Here is a 25991-nt window from a genome sequence, read left to right as displayed (position 1 = left end):
TCTCCTCTATTCACTAAACTAGCTTGTTAATAGCAATCGAAAGCTTTTGTTATTAACTATTCTACTATGTAGTTTATCTATTTTTTGTTTGTTTTGATACAAACTTAAGTATTGTCTTATCTCGGTCTTAAGACTGAGATTTTTTTATAGAATTATGTAACGATTAACGATCCTTGGACTCGTTATGAGTAAGTTAATCGCGGCTTTTTGCCTTTTTACATACTCATCAACATCTTATGAGTCACTATTTCGCGATTTCTTCTTTTATTACTTACTCATGAACCTATTATGAGTCACTAAATCACGACTTCTTGCCTTTTTACATACTCATGAACCTATTATGAGTGACTAAATCGCGATTTCTTCCATTTTTACTTACTCATGAACCTATTATGAGTCACTAAATCACGATTTCTTGCCTTTTTACATACTCATGAACCCCTTATGAGTCACTAAATCGCGATTTCTTCCATTTTTACTTACTCATGAACCTATTATGAGTTACTAAATCGCCATTTCTCTCATTTTTACTTACTCATGAACCTATCATGAGTCACTAAATCGCGATTTCTTCCATTTTTACTTACTCATGAACCTATTATGAGTTACTAAATCGCGATTTCTCTCATTTTTACTTACTCATGAACCTATTATGAGTCACTATCGTTCTTTCTTGCCTTTCTACTACCTCATGAACCTATTATGGGTTAGTAGTTCAAGGATTCTTGCCTCATTGACCGCTTTTGTATCACAAAATTTCAAAAGAAAAAGAAGAGTATAAATACTCTTCTCTCTTACTTATAAGACTTAGTATTCATCATTTTACTAATTTTTTTCCACTTATCTCTTTCTTGTCTAGCTAGTGATGCATCTTGTTTACGTTCTGCATACGCTAGTTCCCTCATTAATTTACGATAGCTTGTGAGTCTTTGTTGATCTAGTTCGCCGTTTTCGATTGCCAGGTTAACTGCACATCCTGGTTCGTTTTCGTGTGTACAGTCTGAGAATTTACATGATTTAGCTAATATTTCGACATCTGTAAATGTCGAGCTTATATGCTCTTCTCCGCCCCAAAGCTGTAATTCTCGCATACCTGGTGTATCGATGACCATTCCGCCAGATGGTAGGAAAAATAATTCGCGGTGTGTAGTTGTATGTTTACCGCGATCATCACCTTCACGGACGTCCTGTGTTATTTGTATTACTTCACCGATTAACGCGTTTAATAATGTAGATTTACCGACACCAGAAGAACCAAGTAAGGAAACAGTCTTCCCTTCTGAAATGAGCTGTTTCAGTTCTTCAATCCCTTCTCCATTTGTACTGTTTACAGAATAAATCGGTACACCAAATGCAATTTCTTCAACTGCTGCAATTTTGGTTGGTAGGTCAGTGCATAAATCCTTTTTTGTTAAAACAATAATTGGATTTGCTCCACTATCATAGGCAACAAGTAAATAACGTTCTAATCTTCTTATATTAAAATCGTTATTCAATGCCATTACTAAAAACACGTAATCTATATTAGCAGCTACTATTTGTTCTTCAATTTTTTCTCCTGCAGATTGCCTTGAAAATTGACTTATTCTCGGCAATACCTTTTGAATAATTGCTTTGTTTTCACCTTTTAACGGTTCAATTACAACCCAATCTCCAACGGATGGAAAATCACTTTTTACTTTTGCCTGGAATTGAAATTTCCCAGAAACTTCACCAGTTAGTTCATTTTCTCCATCATGCAATTTATAAATTTGTCTTTGTTCAGATATAACTCTTGCAACTACAGTATTTTGATCCTTTTCTCCGAACGCTTCGTTCCAACCTAATTGTTTTAAATTCATTTTGTCCTCCAATTATATAAGGACAATAATGAAGATTTACTCCATTTTTTGTCCTCTACTATTTACCTTCTTCTGAACTAAATTAATTAACTTTCCCATATCCATCACTCCGTTTCATATATAGTACTTTTAGTATATCCAAATTTTAGAAAATCGTCCATATGAATTAATTGAATATTAAAAAAGGACGAAACATTCTATTTTCGTTTCGACATTTTTTGACAATTTCCATTCTTTTGTTTAATTAAACTTTTTTAATATTAAAGTAAAAAATTATAAAAACCCTTGAAATATTTCAAAAACTTATTATTATTTAGATATAGGTCTTTTTGTTCAGGCTGTACTAATACAGGTCAATCGACAAAGTCTAAAAATACTAATTTAATAAGAAAAATCAGTATTGCAAGATTTGTCTGACAATATAAAAAACTTTACAGAGATACGCTATTGTGTGTTATACTAAAATAGTAAATTGGTCCCAAGTTTTTTTTGCGGATCTAGATATAAATTTAGTAGCATTGTTCTGTTGAAAATAGTTAGAAATTTTTTTTAACTTAAATTGTCGAAATTTGTTGAATTCGGAAATTATTTTTTACAGTAAATTGACAGAATAGTATATGAATTGACGACAATAAATATTCATACAGAAAATTACACAGAATAGCACTTATGAGGGAGGAATTTGAATGAGCGTAGCAGCAAAACAAAACGTTTCATCAAACGAGCAAAATCAAAAAACGAAACACCCACCTGGCCTTTACTTACTTTTTGCAACTGAGGCTTGGGAGCGCTTTAGTTATTATGGAATGCGTGCACTTTTAGTTCTTTATTTAACAACTTCAGTAGTTCAAGGTGGACTTGGATTTAAAGATGCTTGGGCACTACAACTTTATGGATTATTTACTGGTCTTGTATATTTCACTCCAATCATTGGTGGTTGGATTACAGATAATTTCCTTGCAAAGCGTGCTGCTATAACACTTGGTGGTATTATTATGGCAGCTGGTAATATCGCATTATTCGGTATTCATTCTTCAACAGGTTTATATCTTGGTTTAATTTTAATGATTATCGGTAATGGTTTCTTCAAGCCAAACATTTCAACAATTGTTGGTGAACTTTATGAAGGAGATGACCCACGTCGTGATGGTGCATTCACAATCTTCTACATGGGTATCAACTTAGGTGCATTCTTTGCTCCACTTGTTACTGGTTATTTAGCACAAACTTTATTTATGTCAAAAAATGCTGCTGGTGATGATTTATTCGGTTACCGTTATGGTTTCTTAGCAGCAGCGATCGGTATGATTATTGGTCAAATTATTTTCAACTTATTAGCATCAAAATATCTTGGTGATTTAGGTACAAAACCTAATGCAAAAGTTGTGAAAGAGGGTAACAGCGCTTCAGTTAAGGATATTCCTCTTACTAAAAAAGAAAAACAACGTACAACAGTTATCTTTATCTTAGCTGCATTCGTAGTATTTTTCTGGGCTGGATTTGAACAAGCTGGTTCATCATTAACACTTTATACAGAGCGTTTCTTAGATCTTAAAGTTGGTAGCTTCAATGTACCATCTGCATGGTTCCAATCTGTTAACCCATTATTCATTATGCTTTTCGCTCCAGTTCTTTCTATGATCTGGATTAAAATGGCAAGAAATGGTAAAAACATCAGCGTTCCTGCGAAAATGGCAATGGGTCTTATCCTATTAGGTGTTGGTTTTGCATTCACAATTATGGCGGTTATGAAAACAGGTTCTGATCCAAATCATATTACTGTAAAAGCAAACATGTTATTCATGGTTATGACATATTTCTTCCATACAATTGCTGAATTAGTACTTTCACCAGTTGGTTTATCAGCAGTTTCTCGTTATGCACCTGCTAAACTTGCTTCATTATTAATGGGTGTATGGTTATCATCAAGTTTCATTGCAAACTTAGTTGGTGGACAATTAGCTGCATTTACAACAACTCTTGGTATGTTACAAGTATTCTTAGCAGTAGGTGGAGCAGCAATCGTTGCAGGCTTAATCTTACTTGCTTTATCACCAAAACTTGCAAAAATGTTAGACTAATTACAAAATTAAAAGAACTCGATCACTCGAGTTCTTTTTTTATTTCTACATTTTTATTTGCCAGTACTACCAAAACCACTTACTCGTTCTTCCCCTGCGAAATCATCATCAGCTAATAAGAACTTTTGGAAAACAGCTTGTCCAATTCTCTCACCTTTTTGTATGATAACAGGCTCCTTTGATACATTTATTAATTGCATCATGATATGGCCATCATTTGAAGGATTGCTGTAGTAGTCCGAATCAATTACCCCTACTCCATTTCCTTTCATTAAACCTTTCTTTAACGGTGTAGACGAGCGTACAAATAATGCTAAAAATTCGTCTTTTTGCATATACGCTTTTAATCCTGTACCAACAAGTTTGATCTCGTTTGGATTGATAATTGTCTCTTCAATACATTCGATATCATAACCAGCTGCATGTGTCGTTGCTCTTTTCGGAAGATTCACTCCACAATTTTCGAATCCTTTTGCTACTTCAAACCCTCTTATTTTTTCCAAAACTTTCACCCTTTTCCATTTAATCCATTTCTAGTTTAACATAGATATTTTCATAATGATAAAATTATTATAGTCCATAAAAAAAGAGACTGTCTTAAAAAACAGACAGCCTTTTACTAATTTATTGGCCAATTTTATAATAATCTTGAGTGTTATATTGTCTAAATCCACAATCTAAATATAATTTCTTCGCGTTACTATTTTCTAGCGCAACTTCTAAATGAATTTCGTTTCCAATCTCGTTTTCTTTTTGAATGGTTTGGAGTAATGCATTTTTTCCATATCCCCTACCTTGGTATTCTGGAAGTATTGCAAATCCATAAATCCAACTCTCATTCTTTTCACGAAGCAAACTCATTTTACCTATTTTTTCATCATTTACTTCTATTATAAATAAATCTCGATCTGGTTCATTTAAGATCCGTTGATTGTACTTCTCTGCATCACTATTTTCAAATCCGAAACATACAACATCTAAATTTGAAATAAATGCGAAATCTAATTGCTCTGCTTTCGTGAATTTAACGATTGGAGTAAATTCTTTTACCTCTTGGTCTTTCCAAGCCATTTGATATTCCGAAAAAGAATAGGTACAATTTTTTTGATTTCGAATAAATTCTTTTGCTGATGCTGAAGCTTCAGGTGCATTTAATAAAATGGTAGTGGTTGGAGCGATTGAATTCAGTGCTTCAGTTAACAAACTAGAAAAAATTCCTTTTCGTCGAAAATCCGGGTGAACCATACCACAGATTTCAACTTTTTCTCCAAAATAGTAAGTCGCTAAAAATCCAACTAATTGATTTTCTTCATAGTGAAAGAAATCTTCTTTTACATCTTTTCTTCGATTTCTTAACATTTCCCAGTTTAACTTTAAAGTTATTTCATCAAATTTTTCGCATGCATCTTGTAAAATGCTAATTTCGTTTAATTGTTTTTCTGAAATCAAATTTTCCACCTACTTCTTACAATATTTCTGTTATTCCCTTTAGAGTTATTCAACAAAAAAGCATTTCTTCCTTTATTTAGAAGAATGCTTTAATCGAATTAATTACTATTTATTTCCTCAAGAAGTATATCAAGTGCATTACTTTGATTCGATGATTTCATATTCGTAATGAAAAATTCCTTTTTAGTTTGAAGTTCTTCAATTGATTCTTGAAGTGATTTATTCGTTAAATCCTCTTCTTCCAACATCAATGCAAAGCCTTTTTCTTTAAAAGAATTTGCATTTAATATTTGGTCTCCCCTACTTTGATTTTTCGTAAGTGGGATGATGATCATCGGTTTATGTAACGCTAAAAACTCAAATATGGCATTTGACCCACCTCTTGTAATAATCATTTGGGATGCGGCCAGTACGTCTGCTAACTCGTCATGAACATATTCAAATTGCTTATAGCCTTGAATATTTTTTAAACTTTCATCAACATTTCCTTTACCACATAGGTGAACAATCTGATACTTTTTCGTTAGATCCTGTAATGATTCTCTAACAGTTTCATTGATTTTCTTTGCACCTAAACTTCCACCCATAATTGTTAAGATTGGGATATAGCTTTTAAAATTAAGAAATTCTAAGCCCTTTTCCCTTGAGCCATTTAATAGCTCTTTTCTTATAGGTGAACCAATTACTGTTGTTTTATTTTTTGGAAAATAATTTTTTGCTTCTTCAAATGATGTAAATATTTTGGTAGCAAAACGCTGAGAAATTTTATTTGCAAGTCCTGGTGTCATATCACTTTCATGTATAAAAATTGGAATTTTCAATGTGCTAGCAGCAATGATTACTGGTACAGAAACAAAGCCACCCTTTGAAAAAACTAAACTCGGCTTAATTTTTTTTAATACTTTTCTTGCGTCAAGACAACCTTTTATTACTCGAAACAGATCAATAATATTTTCAAAATCTATATATCGTCTTAATTTTCCGCTTGAAATCCCATAATAAGGTAATTCAATTTTATTTATTAGTTCCTTTTCAATTCCTTTTTTAGATCCAATATAATGAATATCCCAATCATTTTTATTTAACTCATTTATAATGGCGATATTTGGTGTTACATGCCCCGCAGAGCCACCACCGGTAAATACGATTCTTTTCTTAGACATATTAACTCCTATCTATTCTTTTTCAAACTAATTAACTAATCACAAATTTTCACAAAGTCCAAACTGCGACCAAAAAAGCCTACTGGAATATCGTTATCGCCCCCACTATATTAACACTCTATTTATACTCAATTTTATATCTTTATGAGCCTTCATAGCTAAAAAATGCATAATTAGGCAAAGTATTCTCTTGATAAATTCACCAAATCAGAGTGTATTTCCTCTAAAAAACAAAAATGCATTACTTCACATTGTAGAAGTAATGCATTTTTGTGTATAGACAAAGTATTTAAATTTGATTTTCAGATATGTTCTTGTATTTCATGACTGGTCTGGCTCATGTATTGGAATGGATAGACTTCGCACCAACTTCAATTAATTAGATCAATGATTTTATCTTTTATCATTAGGATCAACTTCAAACCATTCTGACATCGATAAGTTGGTAGTAGAATCCTCCCAATCATCAATTGACATATCAGAAAAATCCGTTTCTAATAATTGTTCAGAAGTCTTCTTTTGATTAGAGTCGTTTCCATGATTGTACTGTTGGTGTTGTTCTTCTTTATGATTTGTAAAATCTGATGATAATTCCGAATAATTTTTCTCATTAATACTCGTTAATCCAGTTATTATGCCGCTCGATTGACTTTCGTCCATTGTACTTGCAGAATACTGGTTTATCTCTTCTATATTTTGATTATTATACTTTTTCCTATTAGCTACTCTTGAGTTTTGTTGCTTTTCCTCGAAATGTTCATGTTCTTGATGCTCTTGTTTTTGTTGATGATCTTCATGTTCATAATGTTCTTGATGATTTTCGTGATCATGATGCTCTTGATGATTTTTATGACTTTCATTTTTAGGCTCAAAAATACTTGCTGAAAATTCCTCCACATTATGGATTAAATTTTCAGCCCAATTAGGATGATCAGGATGGTGTTCATGACTTTTGTGATGCTTGTGATGTCTGTTTTGCTCTTGATGGTCTTGATGGTCTTGATGGTCTTGATGGTCTTGATGCTCGTTATGATGCCCTTTATTATGTTCTATATCATGGTGTAAGTTTGATTCATTTTCACTGCTAATCATTGATAGAGTAGTTTTTAATTCTTTTTCTATATTAACAATTTGATGGTCAAAATTATGTAATTGCTTTTTAATTTCTTCCATATGAGATTCTATTTCATCTATTCTTTTGTTAACCTTATGCAAATTTTTTTGGTGTTCATTTTTTTTCAAATCAAATTGCTCTAATAATTTATCAAATGAAAGATCCATTTTTCTCACCTATTTCGTTTTTTAATATTATGTGTAAATCCACTGTATCCAAATCCTTTTTAATGTAAAATTTACATTAGTCGAAGTTGAAATTGTAAAATACAAAAAAGGGACTCCTTTTAGAAGTCCCAATTAGATTCAGTATCATTCATATAATTTAAATAAAATTTTACCAGTAATAACGACTACATCGTTCTGATTCTTTGCATTTACTTTAAAATGTAGTATGTTTTGATCAACTTTATCAAGTGTTGAATTTAATGTGATGACATCATTTAGAAATACCATATTCTTAAATCTTATAGAGTAATTTTCAATAAAGCCAACTTCTAAATAATCGGAAAAAAGCTTAGCTAAATTTCCCATTGTCCACATGCCATGTGCTATAATTCCAGGTAATCCAGCTTTTTTTGCTTCCTCATCAATTGTATGAATAGGGTTATAATCACCTGATGCTCCTGCGTATTTTATTAAATCCATTCGAGATACTGGTTCAAGTATGACTGGTTTCAACGAGTCGCCAATTTGTAAATCTAATAATACTGTCATACCGTTAGCACCTTCCTAACCTCTTCAGTTATAATAACAACTGATTTAGTAGTAAAAATAACATTGCCAGCTTGATCTTCTCCGATATCTGACAGTACTAGAAACCCCATAAAGCCATGCCCACCACGTTTTTCATAATAGTGCTTAATCTCTGTATAACAATAAATGGTTTCACCAACTAAAAGTGGCCTTTTATATTCAAATGTTTGCTCACCATGAATTAGACCAACATTTGGTAGGTTAAAATTCTCTATTTTTCCATAGTCAAATACTCTAGGAAATGTCGTCGGAGCAATATTTTGTCCATATCTAGATTGTTTTCCATATTCTTCGTCAACATAAATTGGATGTAAATCCCCAATTGCTTCGGCAAATTTTTTTACAGCACCGCGTTCTACAGTATTTTTTACTGATTTAGAGCGTTTACCAATAAACGATTTAAACATTTCATCCACCTCAATTTTTTAAGCTTTAGGTCCACCTGCAACATATAAAACTTGCCCATTTACATAAGAAGACTTTTCGTCAGCAAAGAATGCAACTGCATTTGCAATATCCTCTGGTTTACCTGTTCTGCCGGCTGGTATTTGGCTTAAACTTGCCTCAACTAGTTGTTCAAACGTAATACCGATGCGATTTGCTGTTTCTTTCGTCATTTCAGTTTCAATAAACCCTGGTGCCACAGCGTTAGATGTGATTCCATATTTACCAAGTTCAATTGCAAGTGTTTTCGTTAGACCTTGTAAACCAGCCTTTGCAGTTGCATAGTTTGATTGTCCACGATTGCCAAGTGCAGATGTTGAAGAAATATTAATGATTCTTCCATATTTTTGTTTAACCATATAGGTTTGTGCAGCACGTACAACATTAAATGAACCTTTCAAGTGAACATCCATAACAGTATCCCAATCTGAGTCTGTCATTTTAAATAATAAATTATCGCGAATAACACCTGCGTTATTGACTACAATATCTAATGAACCAAATGTATCATGAACCTCTTTCATAGCAGTTTCAACTTCATTGGTATTAGTAACGTTTGCAACTTTCGTGTATATTTCATATTGCTTAAATTCTGAAGCAGTTTGTAATAGTGCTTCTTCATTCACATCAATAATCGCTACTTTCGCTCCTTCTTTTGCAAATAATTCTACGATTCCCTTTCCGATACCTCGACTACCACCAGTAATAAAGGCTACTCTGCCTTCAAATCTTCCAGCCATTTCACTTCTCTCCCATCTTTTAAACGTACTGTCCTAATTTAACATGTCCTTTTAGTAAATTACGTGAAATGATTAAGCGTTGAATTTCATCCGTACCGTCGTATATTCTCCATAATCTTGCTTCACGGTACCATCTTTCAATAGGAAGTTCTTTTGTATACCCGATTCCACCATGTATTTGAAGTACGCGGTCTACAACTCGATTTCCCATATTCGAACCATATAGTTTTGCCATTGATGCTAAATGTCGATTGTCTTCTCCTTGATCGAGTGTATATGCGGCATTTAATACAAGCCATTTGGCAGCTTCTATTTCAACAGCAGAATCTGCTATTTGCCATTGTATTGCTTGTCGTTCGGCAATTGGTTTTCCGAATGTTTCCCTTTCTTTTGAGTAGTCAATGGCCATTTGTAATAAACGTTCAGCAGCTCCAACTGCTGTGGCCCCTACAATCCATCGTGCAAATCCGATCCATTCAAGTCCTAAATTATAGCCACCATTTAATTCACCCAAAATATTTTCTTCAGGCACACGGACATTATCAAATACTAAACCAGCTGGTCCCCATTCGCCCATTGTATGGATAAATTCAGACCTCCACCCCATGTCCCGGTCGACTATAAAACAAGTTACACCTTCTCTTCCACCCGTTTTTTGATGTCTTTCTTTATCCGTTATTGCAATGACCATTACAAAATCTGCTTCGTTTCCACCTGTAATAAATGTTTTTTCACCGTTTAATACCCATTCATTCCCATCCTTTACAGCGGTCATTTTAATGTTTTGAGTATCAGAGCCAGCATTAGGTTCCGTCATGGCAAAGCATGATTTTTTTTCTCCATTTATTGTAGGAATAAGGTATTTCTTTTTTTGTTCTTCGTTACAATAAAACAAAATATTATCCGCATAACCACCAAATTTGAAAGGAACGAATGTTTTTGAAATTTCCATATAAATAATTGCTAACATCATTTGGCCTAAATCAGCACCACCATATTCAGTAGGTGTATTAATTCCCCAGAAACCAGCTTTTTTTGCTTTTAATTGTAGTTCCTTTTCAACCGCGGGATCTAAGCTTGGTCTGCCCTCACGTTCATTTCTAAGTACTTCATTCTCTAAAGGGATTAATTCTTTTTCAACAAATTTTCGAATTGTTTTTTGAATCATTTTTTGTTCGTCAGTCAGGCGTAAATGCATTTAAATTTCCCCCGTTTCATCTGATCAAATCTTTTCATATCAAAAATTCATTATGTTCTCGGCTCTAAAATCACTTTTCCAACAGTTTTCCTTGATTGCAATATCGTATGGACATTGGCAGCTTCACTTAATGGAAATACTTCTCCAATCGTGATCGTTAATTTCCCTTCAGCTAAATAAGTAAATAACTCTTCTAAGCTTTGTTTAATTAATGCCTTTTTTCTCAAAAGTGGTGGTAAGAAAAACCCAATTACTGATTGATTTTTTGCCATTAGAGAGGATGGGTAAAACTTACTTTGCTGGCCACTTGCTACACCATAAATAACTAATCTTCCGAAATAAGCTAAGCAATCTAACGTTTTATAAAAAACATCGCCTCCAGCCATCTCTAAGGCAACATCTACACCTTTTCCATTTGTAGCTTCAAGTACTTTGTGTTCCCAGCCTGCTTCTGTATAATTGATTAATACATCTGCGCCCATCTCTTTTGCTAGCTGTAATTTTTCGGCTGTACTTGCTGTAGCGATTACTTTACCTGCTCCAAAAAGCTTCGCTAGTTGCACAGCTAAAGTACCTAGACCACCTGCTGCCGCATGAACTAAAACGGTTTCTCCTGGTTCTAACATACCCATTGTTTTTAAGATATGGTAAGCACTTAATCCTTGGACGGGTAATGCAGCGGCTATTTTAAAATCCATTCCGTTCGGTAAAGGAATAATTGAACGCTCATCTGTCAGAGCAAAGTCTGAGTATCCACCACATTCTAACATTGAAACTACTCGATCACCAATCTTTACTGAAGTAACTTCGTCTCCAATTTCCACTACGACTCCTGCAACTTCAGCACCAGGTACATACGGCAAAGTAGTTTTAACTACATATTGATTTTCTCTTCGCGCTGTATCAGCATAATTGACACCTGCTGCATGCACTTCAATTAATACTTCTTTCCCCTTTGGAACTGGTCTTTCAAGTTCGACCTTCTCTAATACCTCAGGACCACCAAATTGTTTAAATTGAATTGATTGCATCGTAAACTTCCTTTCAGTTTTTTATTTACCAGTAAAAATCGCTTTTCTTTTTTCTTTAAATGCTAAAACACCTTCTTGATGGTCTTCAGTTGCTACCATTAGTGGCTGAGTAATTCTTTCAAGTTCTAGCATTTCATCTAAAGTTGATGTAAAAGATTGATTAATTAGTTTTTTCATCATACCATTTGCTTTACCAGGACCTGCGGCTATTTTATTTGCAAATTTTACTGTTTCTTCAGCTAAGTTTTCAGCTGGTACGAGTGCGTTAATCATACCAAGCTGATACATTCTTTCAGCAGGAACTGGCTCTGCAGTAAAGAAAAACTGTTTTGCTAAATATGGACCGATTAACCTTGGTAGGAAATAAGAACCGCCTCCATCAGAGATTAATCCAACTTGAGAGAAGCTTAAAGCAAATTTACTATCGTCTGCTGCAATGATTAAATCACATGCTAAAGCCAAGTTAAAACCAGCACCAGCTGCAAAACCATGAACTGAAGCTATTACAGGCTTTTCGATCTCACGAATCGTTTTAATAACTGTATTTAGGATTCCTATATGCTCATATACTGCATTTGGAGTGACGTTTCCCATCGTTTTTACATCTCCACCAGCTGAAAATGAACGACCTGCACCATTTAGTACAATTGCTTTAATTTCCGGATTCAGTTTTGCTTGATTAAGCGCTTCAGTAATACCATTTAACATTTCATAACTAAAAGAATTTAAGCTTTCAGGCCTATTTAGTGTTAAAGTTAAAATCCGCTCATTAATTTCTACTATTAAATGTTGTTTACTCATTTATTACACTCCTTTTATATGAATCTATTTAACTGCTAGATCATTGGCAATCCTTATCAGATTTTCAGCGAATTGGTTAAATTTTGCAAATCGCTGATCACTTGTTTGTCCAGCTTTAAATCGATAGAAGATTTGTTGAACAATTACTGCTAATTTAAAATAGGCGAATGCCATATAGTAATTAATGTTTGATAAATCTCTGCCACTTTTCTTTGCGTAGCCTTCAATAAATTGATTCCTTGTAATAAATCCTTCTTGAATCGTAACAGGTGGTTTACCTAAGCCAAATTTTAATAAATCAGGATCATCATTTTGAATCCAATAGCATAAAGCAACACCTAAATCAGCTAATGGATCACCAATTGTTGCCATTTCCCAATCAAATAGTCCAATCATTTCTTTTAAATCGTGACTAAACATCGAATTATTCAATTTGAAATCATAATGAATAATTGATGACTGATGATTTTTTGGTACATTATTGATTAACCAACTCATTAGTCGATCAACTTCGGCAATTTCACTAGTCTTTGCCCTGTTATACCGTCCAATCCAGCCGTTTACTTGTCTTTCCATAAAATTCTCAGGTTTTGTTATTTCTAGGAGTTTTGTTTTTGTATAATCAATGGAGTGTAACTCAACCAGCTTATTTACCATTACAGTAGATAATTTTTTACGATCTTCAATTGTTACGTTTAAATGTGGAGGAAATGATGAGTCAAATACTTCACCATTTTTTCTTTCCATAATGAAAAATGGACTACCTACAATTACATCATTTTCTGAATATAAAATTGGCTTAGGAGCAGCCGAAAAGTGAGGATGAATTTCTGATAAAATACGAAATTCTCTTTTCATATCGTGTGCTTTTGGAGCAACTGGGCCAAGTGGCGGCCGTCTTAACACCACTTCCCATTCTCCAATTTTTAGTAAATAGGTTAAGTTTGAATGACCCGATGAGAACTGACGAATCGCTAATTCTCCATCTGGTAGTTCCTCAATATTTTTTGCTAAAAATTTATGTAAAACATGAGGATTTAACTCTTCACCTTTGCGAACTTGAATCGTTTCCAATTCGATCTTTTCAGCCATATTACCCCTCCTTTACTTTAGAAAATTCAGTTTATTTAACAACTAAATGCCTTTCTAACTGTTCTTTAAATAACTCAGGAAGTACTTCGCTACGCTGTTCTTTAAAATTAAAAAATACGATGATCGCATTACCTGTAGCAATCATTTGCTTTGTCTCTTCACAACAAATTTCATGTTCGAGATGAAAGCTTTTGTTTCCTATTTTTGAAATATAGGTTGATACTGATAATTTTTGATTGAAGTGACCTTGATTCACAAAATCACATTTTGTTGACGCTAGAATAAACTTCCAATCATCTAGATTCATTGAATAGCCAAGCGATTGGAAGAATTTAATTCGCGCTTCTTCTAAATAAATAAAGTAACTAGTATTGTTAATATGACCTAATGCATCGGTTTCACAAAATCTAGGGGTAACGGTGAATTTTTCCATAAAACTACCTACCTTTATCAATTATTTACCAATACTAACTGGTCGGTATGTAAAGGAGAAGGAGACAAAAGATTACTCCTCTACTTTAATCCCTTTTAAGATCATATCTTGGAATGACTTCGCTATTTCAAATGCATTTTTTTGTCCTTCTGCGTTATACCATTCATAACTCCAGTTCATAACACCTAAAATACCAAATGAAACGATTGGTACGTCTAAATCTGATCTTAAATCACCATTTTTAATTCCTTCATTAAGAAGTTTCTCAATATTAAATCTGTATAAATCCCTTTTGGCTTTAATTTCTGTTAAACTTTCAGGATTTAAATGTCTCATTTCACGATAAAACACTTTTGCACTTGGACCTTGCTTTTTAATGTCCATTAAACTTAAATAAATGACTTCAAATAGCTTATCTGAAAAGCTTTTCTTTGAATCATTAATAACTTCTTCCTGCTCATTTAATACTTCATCAATAAATTGAAGGTGAATTTCCATAAGAAGCTGTTCTTTGCTTGTATAATAGTAGTAAAAAGTTCCTTTTGTCACTCCGATCGATTCGACGATATCTTGAATGGATGTACTCGTAAATCCTTTTTTATCAAATAGCTGTATAGAGTGTTCCTTTATTTTTTGTTTCATTAGATGTCCTCGCAATCTTAAAAATTCAATAGAATTATATCATAGTACAAGGAAGGTTTTATCAAAATTCAATTTATTAATGTTTATAAATAAGTATGTGTGGTTGATGTCCACTGCAGGATGCTCGCTTTTTTTGTGTAGCGAGATTCTTTAGCTTCCTCGTCAAGTTCGTTCCTGGGGGTTTCAGTCTTCCAACATATCCCACAGGAGACCGTTCTTTCAATTACCCTTGATAGATAGAGCTTTCCTCTTCTCTAATTGCCTTTCTTAATATTTTGCCAACATTCGTTTTCGGTAGTTCGTTTCGGAATTCGATTATTCGAGGAACTTTATAGGTCGCTAAATGATTTTTACAGTATTCCTTCATTTCTTCTATAGTAAGATATTTATCTTCTTTAAGGACTATCACTGCTTTTACTGTTTCACCTCTATAGGAGTCGGGTACCCCTATTACTACAGCCTCTTTTACGTAGGGATGCTCATAAATTACTTCTTCAATTTCACGAGGATATACATTAAAGCCACTTGCGATAATCATATCCTTTTTTCGATCTAGAATTGAGACGTAACCATCTTCATCGACGCTCGCAATATCACCAGTATATAACCATCCATCTCTGATTGTATTTGCCGTTTCTTCTGGCAAATTCCAATAGCCTTTCATTACTTGAGGACCTTTAATGATTAATTCACCAATTTCTCCTACTGGAACTTCGTCTAATCCGGTAGCTATGTCAACAATTTTTGAATCAGTAGATGGATAAGCGATTCCCACAGTACCAGGCTTTCTTGCTGCAAATGCAGGATTACTATGAGTCGTTGGGGACGCTTCAGATAATCCATAGCCTTCTAAAATAGTAGCACCTGTCTTTGTTTCGAATTGCTTCATTAGTTCTACTGGCATCGGTGCACTGCCACTATTGCAAAGCTTAATTGCATCGATCCCATATTTTTCAGACTCAGGATGGTTAATTAATGCAACATACATTGTTGGGACGCCTGGAAATAGCGTAGGTTGTTCATTTTTTATCGTATTTAAAACTTCTTCAATTTCAAATCGTGGTAGGATGATCATTTCGTTAGCCATGAAAACACTTAAATTAATACATACGGTCATTCCATAAACATGGAAAAATGGAATGATGGATAAGACCCGCTCACAACCAGGATTAAATGCACCTTTAAAAAATTCACCTTGCTGCATTATATTTGCGTATAGATTTCGGTGGGATAGCATTACTCCTTTTGAACGTCCAGTTGTTCCACCCGTATATTGAAGAATTGCAACATCTTCATGAGAATCAATCGTAACTGGCTTTAATTCTTGATTTCCGCTTTGCAAAAAGTTTCCAAATGTTATTGCTTCGTCATAATTCTCTTCTATACCAGTAAAATTTACTACGATAATTTTCTGTAATTTTGTTTCTTTACTTAATGTTTTGACGATTGGGTACAAACTGTTTAATACGACAATCGTTTCAGCTCCAGAGTCAATTAATAATTCTTTTAGCTCTCTTTCAACTGACATTGGATTTACTTGGGTTACGATTCCACCTACAGTTAGAATGCCATAATATGAAATTACATATTGTGGACAATTTGGAAGCATGATTGCTACACGATCACCTTTTTGAATACCATTTTTTTGTAAAGCAGAAGCAAATCTCTTTACTGCCGACTGCACTTCTTTATAAGTATTTTTTTTACCATAAAATGTTAGACAAGAATGATTAGGATAGTTTTCTGCAGTTTCGTTAAACATTTCTGGTATTGATTTTGTCGGAATTGATAGTTCTTTTGCAATATATTCAGGATAGTGAGCTAACCAAACTTTATTTGTTGACATACATAACTCTCCATTTCTGATCATGAATATTGTTTTAAACAACTTTTCAAACCTAATAGATTAGAATATTAATCCTCCACCATCAACCGATAACGTTGCTCCAGTCACGAACGATGCTTCATCAGATGCTAAAAATAGTGCAACTGATGCAATTTCATCTGGAGTCCCTATTCTACCAAGTGCATTTGCACGGGATAAAATCGGCCACTTTCTTTCATCATTTTTCCATTCCTTAATGATATTTGTATCAATTATTCCTGGAGCAATTGCATTTACTCTAATATTATATTTTCCATACTCTAATGCTGCATTTTGCGTTAATAATACTACTCCACCTTTAGAAGCATTGTAAGCACTAACATATTTCCTTCCTTTTAAACCTAGTAAACTAGCTGTATTGATAATCACACTATTGCCAGATTTTTTAAGCTCTGGAATTGCATATTTTATACCTAAAAATACACTTTTCAGATTAATATCGATTACTTGATCCCATTCCTCTTCTGCTAAATCTACACTTCTTACTTCGGAGTTCCCAATTCCAGCATTGTTAAACAAAATATCTATGCTACCAAAATGTTCAACAGCTTGCTTCATCAAATTTTGGATGCTTTTGCTTTCAGCAACATTCGTTTTAACGAAAATAGCTTCTGGATTTTGTTCTTTTATTACACCTAGTGTTTCTTCACCAGTAACTTCATTAATGTCTGCTAAAACAATTTTTGCTCCCTCATTTGCGAAGCGGATAGCAGTTGCACGCCCGATACCACTACCTCCGCCGGTAATAACTGCGACTTTATCTTTTAGTCTCATATCGATCCTCTCTCAATCTGTCATTTAATTTGAATTAACTTTTTATTGTAGAGAAGTTTTTTTCTGTAGCATGTTTTTTTAATTCTAATCTTGCTAACTGCGCTCGATGTACTTCATCTGGACCATCAGCTAATCTTAACGTTCTGGCATTTGCCCATTGAGCTGCTAACGTATAATCATTAGATACACCCGCAGCTCCAAAGGCTTGAATAGCGCGGTCAATTACTCGTAAAGCCATTGAAGGAGCGACGACTTTTATCATAGCAATTTCTGCTTTCGCCTCTTTATTACCAACTGTGTCCATCATATATGCGGCCTTTAAGGTTAGTAATCTAGCTTGCTCAATTTCTATTCTTGAATTTGCAATCCATTCTTGAACTACGCCTTGATTTGCAATTGGCTTACCAAATGCTGCTCGATTTTGAACACGCTTACACATTTCTTCGAGTGCTCGTTCGGCAGCACCAATCAATCTCATACAATGGTGAATACGACCTGGACCAAGTCTACCTTGTGCAATTGCAAATCCTTTCCCTTCTCCCCATAAAATATTACTTGCAGGAACTTTTACATTTGTAAATGTAATTTCTGCATGTCCATGAGGCGCATGATCATAACCGAAAACAGGTAATACCCTTTCAATTTTCACCCCAGGTGTATTTAACGGAACTAGAATCATAGATTGCTGTTCATACTTAGGTGCATCTGGGTTCGTTTTGCCCATAAATATTGCAATTTTACATCTAGGATCCCCTGCTCCTGATGACCACCATTTTCGACCATTGATGATATAAAAATCACCTTCTTTTTTGATACTCGCTTCAATATTTGTTGCATCAGAAGAAGCGACCTCAGGCTCAGTCATTGAAAAACATGAGCGAATTTCACCATTTAAAAGTGGTACTAACCAGTTTTCCTTTTGCTCTTTCGTACCATATCTTTCTAAAACTTCCATATTACCTGTATCTGGTGCACTACAATTAAACACTTCTGGTCCAATCATAGATCGTCCCATAATTTCGCATAATGGAGCGTATTCTAAATTCGTTAAACCTGCTCCAAGGTCACTTTCAGGTAAAAATAAATTCCATAATCCTGCTTGTTTTGCTTTTTGTTTTAATTCTTCCATAATCGGAGGTACATCACTCCACCGAGTTTCTTGTGCATTTAACTGCTGTTCAAATATTTGCTCATTAGGATAAACATACGTTTCCATAAATTTTGTTAATATTAATTGAAGCTCTTTACTTTTTTGCGAATATAAAAAATCCATTCAATCATCCCTTTCACAACTAGTTTTTGCCTAACAAGTTACAGTGTTTAATAGGGTAATATTTAGATAGTTTCCTTTGAAAAATTAACATTAATTACGCTTCTACCATCTACAAATATCGGTACAACATTTAAAATACTTTTACTAGAAACAAATTTTAATTCCTCTTCAAAGCCATAACGAATTAACATTTTACCAACATTCGATTCCGCTAAAATCTCATAACATTTTTCTTTCAATCCTAAGTAAAAATAATGGGCAGATTTAGCTGCATCGGATAAATCGAAAGGATATGATTCATTAACTAAGCAATCAATAAAATAACCAACTCCATAAAAATCTTCCATATTAAATTGTCCTGACGACCCCGAACATACTAAAATAACAGACTCATCTTTGTAAGATTGTCTCAAGTGATTTGCAACTGCATTTGCATTCAAAATCGATGCAGCGTATACTCTCTTTGCATTTTGAGAATTTTTTAATGCCACTGTTCCATTCGTTGTCGATAAAACGATTGACTGATCAGAAACAATTTTCTTTAACATTAGTGGATTAGGTGATAGAAACCCTTCAATTGTATTCCCTTCATATTCCCCTATTAATAGATATTCTTTGTCCACATTTTTATTTGTGAAAAGAACTGCCTCTTGTCCATTCATTACAGGTATAACCTCTTTAGCACCAAAGGCTAATGTCGCTGTAATTGTCGAAGTAGCAAGTAATACATCAAAAACGACTACTATCTTTTCATCGTTTAGTTTTTGATCATCAATTTCTTCTTTTTTCATCAAAAGATGAAGTTTGCCCATTTACAAAACTCCTTTTTGATTATGGTGTTTCAAACTTTAAACGATCGATGTTCCACCATCAACAACCAAAACTGACCCAGTCACATAATTCGATGCTGGTGCTGCTAAAAATAAAGCTGCACCTTTTAACTCGTCTTCATTTCCAAATTTCTTAAGTGGGATAGATTCTAATATTTCATCTGTTCCGTGGGAAATAACATCTTTAGACATTTTTGTCGGGAAAAATCCAGGAGCTAATGCATTTACATAAATTCCACTTGGACCCCATTTGGCAGCTAAATCTTTTGTAAAACTGATCACTGCACCTTTACTTGCACTATAACCAACAGCATTCATTACGTTTGGATTCGTTCCAACTAAGCCAGCAATCGAAGCAATATTTATAATTTTTCCGGATTTTTGTGCTAACATGATTTTCCCTACTGCTTGAGACATTAAAAACGTACCAGTTACATTAACATTCATTACTTTATTCCATGCCTCTAAAGGCATTTCTTCAGCTGGTGCTCCCCAAGATGCACCACTATTGTTTACTAAAATATCTATTCGGCCAAATTTCTCTTTCGTTTCGTTAACTACTGTTTGGACATCCTCTTTGTTTGTTACATCACACTTCAATGCGATAGATTCTACACCTAAACTTTTCAATTCTTCACTAATTTCATGGCATGCTTCTACATTTCGAGAACAAAGTACAACATTTGCACCTGCTTCAGCGAATCCTTTCGCAATTTGTTCACCTAGACCTCGTCCACCACCAGTTACAATGGCTACTTTCCCTGTTAAATCAAATAACTCTTTTACGTGCATTTCAAATCCTCCTAAAATTAGTATTTATTCCATAACGGTCCTATCTTTGCACAAAACTTTCGCTTCATTTTTAAACAAACGTTTAGATACTAACCAGTCGGTATGTTTGTTAATTTGATAATACAAGAAAAATTCTGAATATTCAATATGAAATACTGTTTAAATTTTTTATGTTACTTTTTATCCATATTTACTAGATGATTTGCTTACTATTTTAGTTTTGGTTACGATTTAAAACGTCTATTTCCAGGTAAATCTAACTATAAAAAAACTTTTGAATTGTTTAAACTAATAAATTATTGACCATCCTTGATTTATACGGCTCCTTTTGTTTGTAGCTCTACAATTGGTTTAGGTAGGATTTTTATCCCACTTATTCGTTCCAATTGCAACCTACGATCAGCAAATGGAGCCGTATTTTCCATGAAGCACTATTCAAATAAATTTTTCATTATTTATTTCTCAGGAACTGTTTGAAATTCAAGTTTAGTCGGATTCATGATCGGTTGATAGTGGATTCGATGTAGTATTTGATTTTGGTTTACTGTTATACGTGAAAGTATAAAGAAGAAGAATGAGGATTAGTATACTTGCGACAATATCTTGAATGTAAAAACTCGTTTTGTGTTTAGCCCAAAGTGTTTTGCTTGAGCCCATTTTTTGTTTTGATTCATGAATGTACCGCTTTACTTCTGGATGGTTCGGATAGATTTGTTGGACTTCTTCAAATTTTGACAGTGCGTCTTTGTAATAGCCTGCCCAGTAGAAAGTTAACCCTTCTATGAACAATTTATCAGTTTGGCTTTTTGTTTCATGTACGTCCGCTTTATTGAAAACTTTTTTCAACGTGTTCACAGGTACCGCAAAATGAAATCCTTGCACTTCTTGGTCATTCACCGTATCTCCTCGGAAGGTGAGTAAGCCAATCAATTGTCCTTTGTTATTGATGATGGGTCCACCACTATTTCCATGGGTAGATGCTGCATTGATTTGAAGGACCGGGCTACCTGCTAATGTAGTTTTTGAGACCGCTGAAATTTGCCCTTTATTCATCGTGGGGATTACATAACTATGCATGGATAGCAATTCAGAATCTGCTGCAGCTGGGTAACCAATCACCCAAATATTGTCTTGATCTTGAATAGAATCACTGTTTCCAAGGGGAATAGTAGGATAGTTGGAGCCATCGATTTCTAAAAGGGCCACATCTTTTCCATGATCGGTAGGTTGTTGATACCTTTTGACGACTGCGCTAATAGGATCATCTACTGTCGGTAAGTAGACGTCGACGCCTTTTTGGTAGATTTCGTAACTAGTATACTGTTTCAAATACGCATCTGTGTATTTGTGCGTCCAATTATTTTCCGTTGCAACATCATCCACAAGAATTGAAAATGCCTCAGAAACAATATCATGATCGGACATTTGATGAGAATAAACTAGAACATGAGCGTTTGTTACAATATAGCCGTCCGAATTAATGATAGCGCCAGATCCAAAACCGTCCAGTTCAGTTTTATAATCCCATTTCTTCAATACACTCGTTACGCGTTTATCATCTAAAGTAATCGTCCATTTCACAATCGCATAATCAACAATTCGAACAACCGCTGGCTTTGTCGTTTCAGCTAATTGTTGAGGTTTGAGTATGTAAGGGGCAGATGGTTTCTTCGAAGTTAGCACAAACGATGTAGCGATTAAGATCGCCAACACGATACAAAATGGAATGGTGACGAATGCCTTTTTTTTCATTCCAAACATCCTTTCATTTGTTTTGCTTACGATCTTCTCCCAAAAGGAAGTACATACACTAAAGCAAAAAAATGACATAACGCCCTTACTCATAATTGCATATTTTATTTTCTTTATCTTTAATGCAAAAGAAAAAGCCGCATTTATGCAGCTTATACTCTTTTACTATTGTATGGTAATTAAATAAGAAAAAGATTTAATTATTGAAAATTTCTTCGCCAAAGAAAATCAACAATAACTTCTACCTCTTTAAAAATACGATAATTAATATGTTATTTTTAAGGGACTGTTATTAAATCTACATTTATCAACCATTTATCAATTGCGGATTTAGGATAGTAGAACTCAGATCCAATTTTTATATGAGGAAGTTCACTTGAATAACCACCGTCTCCATCGTATAACTCAGTTAGTTTTTTAATTTCTTCTTTACTTAATCCTAAATAATCAACTAATTCCGTCTGTGTTAATAGTTGATGCTGCTCAGCACGACTCGTTGTAGCTTTTGAACCAATTCCATTAGAAATCTTCCAACTTCCAATTACGATACATACCCCTAAAAGAAATATTGATATAGCTATACTATAATTTTTCATTTATTCACCTCTGTTGGTTTAATTCAACAGAGGTGAACATTACCCTTTTTTAATAAGTGATTTCATATTAAAACCATTGGTCTAAGGTTTATAAAATATTATTCTTCCTTTTCACATAACGGCAAAACAGTAGAATTTTTAATTTCTCTTAAAGCTAAACTTGTTTGAATTCTTGTAATTCCGAACTGATTTAACTTACGAATAAAGCTCTCCAATTCTTTTCGTTCTCTGTTGGCAACTTTCAATAGATAGTCATACTCCCCAGTTAATAAGTGGCACTCTAAAACTTGAGGCATGGATTTTAATTGTTTCTCTAACACTTCTAATTTATCGGCTTGGTGGATGTTTGTATTGATAAAAATAAAACAAAGTAAATCAAAACCTAGCTTTTCTTGATTTAAGATTGCAACTTGCCGATCGATATATCCTTCATTTTCTAATCGTTTAACTCTTGCATGTGTAGCTGGTGGCGACAAATTTACATGTCGCGCTAGTTCCGTATTGCTTATTTGGCTTTCCTTTTGTAACTTATCTAAAATTTTAAGATCTACTTCATCTAACACTTTATTTCCTTGGTATTCCACTAATATCTACTCCCTTTCAATTATTCGGCAAATGGTTTGGATCTCACACTTAAAATGAATTATATTCTTTAAAATGATACATTTAATTAAAATTATTTTGTATTTATAACATTATACAAAATAATCTACGGTAAAATAAACAATTATGTTAAACTATTTAAAAAATAGTAAGAAATCACTGTGTAAAATCGTTTTTAAACTTAAAGAACAGTGAACTAGGGGGTTTAGATATGCCAATCTTATATATACTGTTGTTATTATTAACAAGTTTGTTATGGGGAGGAAATTTTGTCGTTGGAAAATCCCTTGTTGGTCATGCTTCTCCAATGACCTTGACGACTCTAAGATGGGGAATTGCTATTATCGTATTATTACCAATAGTATGGTGGAAAGAAAAAAAGATTTTACCTCCACGTAAAGCTATTCTTCCACTTTTCATGATGGGAGTAACAGGTGTTGTTCTTTTTAATCTTTTTCAATTTATGGCATTAGAAAAGACATCCGCAACGAATGTTGGATTAATTTCAACCCTAAATACAATTTCCATTGCTTTATTTTCATCTTTATTTTTAAAAGAAAGACTGAACTTTTTACAAATATTTTCGATGATTATTTCTTTCTTTGGTGTAATTCTTGTGCTTTCAAAAGGAGATATGAATCTACTATTCTCAATGAAATTGAATTTAGGTGATTTATGGATGGTCATTGCCGTATGCATATGGGGGATCTATTCGGTTTGTAGTAGATGGGCAACAAAACATATATCACCAATGATGTCTACACTATATTCAGGCATATTTGGACTCCTTGTAGTCATCCCTTTTAATCTCACAGATTTTACTCTTGTAAAAATAAATGGCTCATTTATTTTCTCAATTTTATATACTGGGATTATTTCAACTGTCTTATGTATGCTCTTTTGGAATATTGGTGTCCAAAAAATTGGAGCCACTTCAGCAGGTATTTTCCTAAACTTCAATCCTATTTTCACAGCCATTTTGGCGTTTTTCCTATTAAATGAAAAAATGACATGGGTTCAAGTACTTGGAAGCATTATTGTAATACTTGGTAGTTTCTTATTCACACACTTTAAAACAAATGGAACGTCTAAAAGCAAAAGGATTGTAAAGAAAGCAATGAAATCTCCAGCATAAAGTCTTATTAGATGTAGGGTAGTTGAATTAACAAATATTATTAAAGCCTGTATCAAAGATTACTTGGCAATCTTTGATACAGGCTTTTTATTCTTGTTTTCTCAAATTTTTTTAGACTTTCATTCTTTAAAATTATCATTTCTCTTTCTAGATCGACCCAACTCCTCAAAGGACAATCATAAACTCTCCTTAATCTAAATAAGACATATACTCATATGCTGTTGTTCCGTATACGCTCTTAAAATGTTTATTTAAATGGGTTAAATCTACAAAGCCACAATCTTATACTGCTGAATAAATATCTCTATTTTTTTCGATCAACTGCTTTGCGCGTTCAATCTTACAGTTAAGAAAGTATTGATAGGGTGAAATTCCGGTATGAGTTTTAAAGTATCTGATAAACTTGAATTTCGATAAATTAAGTTCATTACATATCTCATCAAGTCTAAGAACATTTTCCAAATTGGTATGAATCAAATTCTTCGCTTTTTTCATAAGCGCGTTATCTTTTTTATAATTTAATGAAAGATTAGTTCTAATTAGGCGATCTGTAAGAGATACTAATAATTCACTACAAAATGCCTCATCTTTACCACTTAAAATAGCTTTAGAAAGACTTAATATTTTTTGCTCAAGAATTTGATCGTACACTATAGGAGTTGAAAAACGAACTAAGTCCTTGTTCCCATTCACTTCTAAGAGCAATTGCGGATCAATATATAGCATGACATAATCAATGCCAGACTTATCATGTGCCATTCCATCATGTGCTTGTTCTGGATTAAAAAGCATGACACCATTTTGATGTGATAACTGTAAACTTCCATTCAGATTATATTGTTGAATACCACGTAATGTAACACCTATTGCATACTCCTTGTGAGAGTGTTTTTTATACTTAAAATCAGTAATACTTGCTGATAACGCGGTAATTCCTGATGATTTTTATTTGAATTTTATTCAGCTTGATCCCTGTGAACACCTTTAATTACGAATTAAATATCTTGATATTCAAATAGTTAAGTAATTTGTGACTGAAGTAGTTATTAATTTAATAAAATAGCAGCCTATGGCTGCTATTTTTACTCAACTAATGTAGCGTAAGTTCAATAGGTTCTATAAAATAAGTTGCCAATGTGGCCTGCTAAAATTAATGAAGCACTTTAAACTTATCTGCTTCTAATAAAACCTTGAAATCTTGTACCTTGAAATGTGAGTTCTCCAACATCACCTTCAACAATCATTCCGTATTCAGTGTCCTTTACCTGTAATTCTAACCGATCTCCACTTTCTACTTCGAACGTTACAAAATAATTACTATATGACGAATGTTCCCTACCACCATGTACTGCTGTTCTTTTCGTTATAGCTTTGGCATTTACATTTAATTTTGGTGAGTTATTATTTTTATTCCACTGTGTAACTCCTTTTATGATTGAGAATACTACAATGGATATAACAATTACAAAAGTGATACCAATGAATATTGGACCGAACGTAAACATAAAATCTCCGCCTTCAAACATTTTACCCCTCCTAGGATCATTTCCTTTTTTATGCTGTGAAC

At 33.6% G+C, this 25991-nt stretch carries 25 protein-coding genes and 1 pseudogene; 2 read left to right on the top strand and 24 right to left on the bottom strand.

Annotated elements, in window-relative coordinates:
* Positions 1-794 precede the first annotated feature (794 nt).
* Complete coding sequence (rsgA, locus tag BED47_RS03425) at positions 795-1841, bottom strand: ribosome small subunit-dependent GTPase A (RefSeq protein WP_069032428.1); 1047 nt, start codon at positions 1839-1841, stop codon at positions 795-797.
* A 686-nt stretch (positions 1842-2527) separates the two neighbouring features.
* On the opposite strand from rsgA, the gene BED47_RS03420 reads away from it, so the two are divergent.
* Positions 2528-3922 carry a peptide MFS transporter gene (locus tag BED47_RS03420; RefSeq protein ID WP_069032427.1) on the top strand — a complete coding sequence of 465 codons (1395 nt, stop codon included), beginning with the start codon at positions 2528-2530 and terminating at the stop codon, positions 3920-3922.
* A gap of 53 nt (positions 3923-3975) precedes the next feature.
* On the opposite strand, the gene BED47_RS03415 is transcribed toward BED47_RS03420, so the two are convergent.
* From BED47_RS03415 to BED47_RS03315, 21 genes are all read right to left on the bottom strand, one after another.
* Positions 3976-4425: a dCTP deaminase domain-containing protein gene (locus tag BED47_RS03415; protein ID WP_069032426.1), complete on the bottom strand. Its 450-nt coding sequence runs from the start codon at positions 4423-4425 to the stop codon at positions 3976-3978.
* A 121-nt stretch (positions 4426-4546) separates the two neighbouring features.
* Positions 4547-5371, bottom strand: coding sequence for a GNAT family N-acetyltransferase (locus tag BED47_RS03410; RefSeq protein ID WP_069032425.1), 825 nt, complete (start codon positions 5369-5371; stop codon positions 4547-4549).
* A 98-nt stretch (positions 5372-5469) separates the two neighbouring features.
* Positions 5470-6534 (bottom strand): undecaprenyldiphospho-muramoylpentapeptide beta-N-acetylglucosaminyltransferase, encoded by a 1065-nt coding sequence (locus tag BED47_RS03405; RefSeq protein WP_069032424.1) that lies wholly within the window; start codon positions 6532-6534, stop codon positions 5470-5472.
* A gap of 393 nt (positions 6535-6927) precedes the next feature.
* On the bottom strand, positions 6928-7815 hold the full coding sequence (locus BED47_RS03400; RefSeq protein ID WP_069032423.1) for a hypothetical protein: 888 nt from the start codon (positions 7813-7815) through the stop codon (positions 6928-6930).
* A gap of 144 nt (positions 7816-7959) precedes the next feature.
* Complete coding sequence (locus BED47_RS03395) at positions 7960-8364, bottom strand: MaoC/PaaZ C-terminal domain-containing protein (protein WP_069032422.1); 405 nt, start codon at positions 8362-8364, stop codon at positions 7960-7962.
* Positions 8361-8810 (bottom strand): MaoC family dehydratase N-terminal domain-containing protein, encoded by a 450-nt coding sequence (locus BED47_RS03390; protein WP_069032421.1) that lies wholly within the window; start codon positions 8808-8810, stop codon positions 8361-8363. The genes BED47_RS03395 and BED47_RS03390 overlap by 4 nt, the downstream gene beginning before the upstream one ends.
* 18 nt (positions 8811-8828) lie before the next feature.
* Entirely contained in the window at positions 8829-9587 is a 759-nt protein-coding gene (gene fabG / locus BED47_RS03385) for a 3-oxoacyl-ACP reductase FabG (protein WP_069032420.1), read from the bottom strand.
* A 19-nt stretch (positions 9588-9606) separates the two neighbouring features.
* Positions 9607-10785 (bottom strand): acyl-CoA dehydrogenase family protein, encoded by a 1179-nt coding sequence (locus BED47_RS03380; protein WP_069032419.1) that lies wholly within the window; start codon positions 10783-10785, stop codon positions 9607-9609.
* Between the two features lie 50 nt (positions 10786-10835).
* Positions 10836-11816 (bottom strand): quinone oxidoreductase family protein, encoded by a 981-nt coding sequence (locus BED47_RS03375; RefSeq protein ID WP_069032418.1) that lies wholly within the window; start codon positions 11814-11816, stop codon positions 10836-10838.
* A gap of 21 nt (positions 11817-11837) precedes the next feature.
* The gene (locus tag BED47_RS03370; protein WP_069032417.1) at positions 11838-12617 is read right to left on the bottom strand and encodes an enoyl-CoA hydratase/isomerase family protein; all 780 of its coding nucleotides are present in this window, start codon (positions 12615-12617) and stop codon (positions 11838-11840) included.
* 24 nt (positions 12618-12641) lie between these two features.
* A complete protein-coding gene (locus BED47_RS03365; protein ID WP_069032416.1) occupies positions 12642-13709 on the bottom strand; it encodes a phosphotransferase family protein in 1068 nt (355 codons plus the stop codon).
* Positions 13710-13740: 31 nt separating this feature from the next.
* Positions 13741-14142 carry an acyl-CoA thioesterase gene (locus BED47_RS03360; RefSeq protein WP_069032415.1) on the bottom strand — a complete coding sequence of 134 codons (402 nt, stop codon included), beginning with the start codon at positions 14140-14142 and terminating at the stop codon, positions 13741-13743.
* 72 nt (positions 14143-14214) lie between these two features.
* Entirely contained in the window at positions 14215-14784 is a 570-nt protein-coding gene (locus tag BED47_RS03355; protein WP_069032414.1) for a TetR/AcrR family transcriptional regulator, read from the bottom strand.
* 223 nt (positions 14785-15007) lie between these two features.
* Positions 15008-16630, bottom strand: coding sequence for a long-chain-fatty-acid--CoA ligase (locus BED47_RS03350; RefSeq protein WP_069032413.1), 1623 nt, complete (start codon positions 16628-16630; stop codon positions 15008-15010).
* 60 nt (positions 16631-16690) lie between these two features.
* On the bottom strand, positions 16691-17443 hold the full coding sequence (locus BED47_RS03345; protein WP_069032412.1) for an SDR family NAD(P)-dependent oxidoreductase: 753 nt from the start codon (positions 17441-17443) through the stop codon (positions 16691-16693).
* Positions 17444-17477: 34 nt separating this feature from the next.
* Complete coding sequence (locus tag BED47_RS03340; protein WP_069032411.1) at positions 17478-18716, bottom strand: acyl-CoA dehydrogenase family protein; 1239 nt, start codon at positions 18714-18716, stop codon at positions 17478-17480.
* A gap of 62 nt (positions 18717-18778) precedes the next feature.
* A complete protein-coding gene (locus tag BED47_RS03335) occupies positions 18779-19528 on the bottom strand; it encodes a 2-phosphosulfolactate phosphatase (RefSeq protein WP_069032410.1) in 750 nt (249 codons plus the stop codon).
* Positions 19529-19564: 36 nt separating this feature from the next.
* A complete protein-coding gene (locus BED47_RS03330; protein WP_069032409.1) occupies positions 19565-20338 on the bottom strand; it encodes an SDR family oxidoreductase in 774 nt (257 codons plus the stop codon).
* A gap of 486 nt (positions 20339-20824) precedes the next feature.
* On the bottom strand, positions 20825-22168 hold the full coding sequence (locus BED47_RS03325) for a S1C family serine protease (RefSeq protein WP_175403442.1): 1344 nt from the start codon (positions 22166-22168) through the stop codon (positions 20825-20827).
* A 200-nt stretch (positions 22169-22368) separates the two neighbouring features.
* Positions 22369-22686: a helix-turn-helix domain-containing protein gene (locus tag BED47_RS03320; RefSeq protein WP_069032407.1), complete on the bottom strand. Its 318-nt coding sequence runs from the start codon at positions 22684-22686 to the stop codon at positions 22369-22371.
* 98 nt (positions 22687-22784) lie between these two features.
* Positions 22785-23270: an Lrp/AsnC family transcriptional regulator gene (locus BED47_RS03315; RefSeq protein WP_069032406.1), complete on the bottom strand. Its 486-nt coding sequence runs from the start codon at positions 23268-23270 to the stop codon at positions 22785-22787.
* A 230-nt stretch (positions 23271-23500) separates the two neighbouring features.
* Here BED47_RS03315 and BED47_RS03310 point away from each other — a divergent pair, with 230 nt between their 5' ends.
* Complete coding sequence (locus BED47_RS03310) at positions 23501-24424, top strand: DMT family transporter (protein ID WP_069032405.1); 924 nt, start codon at positions 23501-23503, stop codon at positions 24422-24424.
* A gap of 189 nt (positions 24425-24613) precedes the next feature.
* On the opposite strand, the pseudogene BED47_RS03305 reads toward BED47_RS03310, so the two are convergent.
* A pseudogene (locus BED47_RS03305) lies at positions 24614-25357 on the bottom strand (helix-turn-helix domain-containing protein).
* 236 nt (positions 25358-25593) lie between these two features.
* Positions 25594-25950 carry a DUF2500 domain-containing protein gene (locus BED47_RS03300; RefSeq protein WP_069032404.1) on the bottom strand — a complete coding sequence of 119 codons (357 nt, stop codon included), beginning with the start codon at positions 25948-25950 and terminating at the stop codon, positions 25594-25596.
* Between the last annotated feature and the right edge of the window lie 41 nt (positions 25951-25991).

Source organism: Gottfriedia luciferensis (assembly GCF_001712755.1).
In the GTDB taxonomy this organism is placed as follows: Bacteria; Bacillota; Bacilli; order Bacillales; family Bacillaceae_G; genus Gottfriedia; species Gottfriedia luciferensis_B.
This window is presented reverse-complemented; position numbering and strand designations above follow the sequence as displayed.